The organism is Mesorhizobium sp. M7A.F.Ca.CA.004.04.2.1, from assembly GCF_004022825.1.
Lineage (GTDB): Bacteria > Pseudomonadota > Alphaproteobacteria > Rhizobiales > Rhizobiaceae > Mesorhizobium.
Genome location: NZ_RZPH01000973.1, coordinates 1 through 2249, shown reverse-complemented (window position 1 = coordinate 2249; position 2249 = coordinate 1). Strand labels below are relative to the sequence as shown.

General features: G+C 64.3%; 2 protein-coding genes and 1 pseudogene. 1 reads left to right on the top strand and 2 read right to left on the bottom strand.

All coding sequences use genetic code 11. From position 1 onward, the window contains the following. Both EN893_RS29985 and EN893_RS29980 read right to left on the bottom strand, forming a co-directional pair. Positions 1-357 (bottom strand): aminotransferase class III-fold pyridoxal phosphate-dependent enzyme (locus EN893_RS29985; RefSeq protein WP_164901233.1); only part of this gene is annotated, 357 nt, incomplete at its 3' end. A 1-nt stretch (position 358) separates the two neighbouring features. Continuing rightward, entirely contained in the window at positions 359-2002 is a 1644-nt protein-coding gene (locus tag EN893_RS29980; RefSeq protein WP_127269875.1) for a N,N-dimethylformamidase beta subunit family domain-containing protein, read from the bottom strand. Positions 2003-2157: 155 nt separating this feature from the next. Between EN893_RS29980 and EN893_RS40105 the strand changes: the two are divergent. Beyond that, positions 2158-2249 (top strand): annotated as a pseudogene (locus EN893_RS40105) (chromosome partitioning protein ParB); the annotation flags it as partial.

Sequence of the window (2249 nt, the reverse complement as noted above, 5' to 3'; positions counted from 1 at the left end):
GGATGCCGTCGCTTCCGAGCCGCCCGAGACGAAGAAGATGCGGTCCATGCCTTCCGGCAGCTTGCCGGCCAGTTCGCGTGCCAGCTCCTCCGCCGGCTCGTTCTCGAAATGCAGCCGATAGGCAAAGGTGGCGCGGTCCATCTGCCGCTTCATGGCATCCAGCACATTGCGGTTGGAGTGGCCGATATTGGCGACCATCGGGCCGCTCGAGCCGTCGATGAAGCGGCGGCCGTCCTGCGTCCACATATAGATGCCCTCGGCGCGGTCGATCAGCGGCCGGCGCAGGCTGGACAGATAGAACAGATGCGAGTCTCGCCGGGCGTCGGTGGCTTGCGCGGCGGTCTGGACTTTCGACATGTCAGGGCTTTCCGAGATAACGATCGAGGACATTTTTGGTGACGCGTTCGACCATCGGGTCCTGTCTTAGCAGGCCGGCGACCCATTCGCAGCTTCCGGCGTGGAACACCTCGCCCTTGCCGCGCGGGAAATTGACGATCATGCCGTTGCCGCGTTTGACCTTTTCCAGATTGGCGTCGCTCGCCTCGCCGAACAGCGTCTCGGCGGTGAAGCGGCCATCCTCGTCGGTGAGGAACTGGTCCTCGATCGGGATATCGGCGCTTTCCTCAACCTGGGATGCCATGCCGACGGCGAGAACCTGCAACCCCTCCGGTGCGCCGCTGGTGGCGGTCGGGTAGGGCAGGCCGCCGAGTATCTCGAAGTCGAGCCCGTCGACCTCATAGCCATAGACATGGCTGTCGGCCCCCAACAGGTCACCATAGTAGATGCCGGTGCCGGCAAAGGCCCAGTGCTCGGGCCGGTAGACCGGAAAACCACGCACGCCGCGCGGCGCGCAGCCGCCCCAACCGGTATAGACCCCGCGCGTCGCGTTGAGCCCGAAGGTCGCTGAACCCGGCCGGCCGATTTCCGGCGCTTCCCAGGAATTGGTGGCGCGGGTGACGTCGCTGCCTGGGAGATAGGCGGGGTCTTCGGCACGCGAGCGATATTTGTAGCAGACCTGCCGGCGGCCCTCGTCCTCGAGCCGCGTCTGCCACATGAAGTTACCGGCAAAGCGCGCCGCATGGCCGCCGCGCTCGACATAGGCGTCGACGGCATCGCGCATTTCCCAGGTCCAGTATTCGTCATGGCCGACGAAGACGGCGCAGTCGTAGCCGTCGAGAATTTCGGGCGAAGAATGGAGATCATGCTGGCTGACGAGATCGACTTGATAGCGGGCTCGCTCGGCAAAGCGGAAGAAATGGCTGTCATAGCTGGCCCAACCCGACGAGGCGTACTTTTTCGAATGGCCTGTGGCGAGCGCCCATTCCATGTGCGGATAGCGCGGGATCGTCTTGGGCGGTACGGCGACTTCCAGCGGCACGCGCGGCGCATCTTTCGGCAGCACGACGAAGCCACGGCACCAGGGGCGCTGTGTCGACACGATGGGCGAGTATTGGTTGCGGTCCGGCCCGGTAATGCCCTGGTAGTGGTTGGAACCGCCCCAGGTGTTGTAGGCCAGCCAGGTGCCCGTCGCCGCCACCTGCAGCACACGGCCGGGTTTACGGCCCGGCTGCGGGCTGACGATAAAAATATGGTGGCATTGGATCGGCTTGCCGTCGCGCCCGTCGGCGGTCAGCGTGACCCGATAGGCGCAGGACGGCCAGTCCGCCCCGACGCGAAATTCGAAGGATGCGTCCCAGCCGCAGCCTTCAGCCGAACACTGGTCGGGTGTGTCCTGCCGGCGTGCCGCGATGCCCGATTTTTCGAACACTTTGGTCTCGCTGCCGCCATCCCGGGTGATTGTCATGCCGAAGTTCGGAGCTGTCGAACTGACATGCAACGCCACCGTTTCGCCGGCGCGATAGGAAAACCGGTCGCTGTAGCACCAGATCTCGCCGCGCTCGCCATCCATCCCCGGCCATTCGTAATAATGGTCACGCACCGCGTGGCGGCGCTGCTCCGGCGTCAGTCCGAAATCGGGGAATTCGGTCGGCAGATGGGTCATGAACACCTGAAAAGGTCGAGGGCCGCCATTTCGGCGATCTGCCGGTCACGCGTCAAATAGAAACGATCGGGCCAGCATTCGCTAGCCGCACCCTTGGCCGCCTCCATCAAACGGACTATCTCAGTGGAGGCGGCGTTTCCGCCACGGGGGTCGGAATGCTCAGAGTGCAAAAGGTCAAGGTCGACGAGATCTACGTGCCGACGGCGCGCAAGAAGACGCTGCATCCCGAGACCGTTCGCCATCTGGC

Excerpts from the sequence above, each read along its gene's own strand:
- EN893_RS29980 (WP_127269875.1), bottom strand. The coding sequence starts at position 2,002 with ATGACCCATCTGCCGACCGAATTCCCCGATTTCGGACTGACGCCGGAG.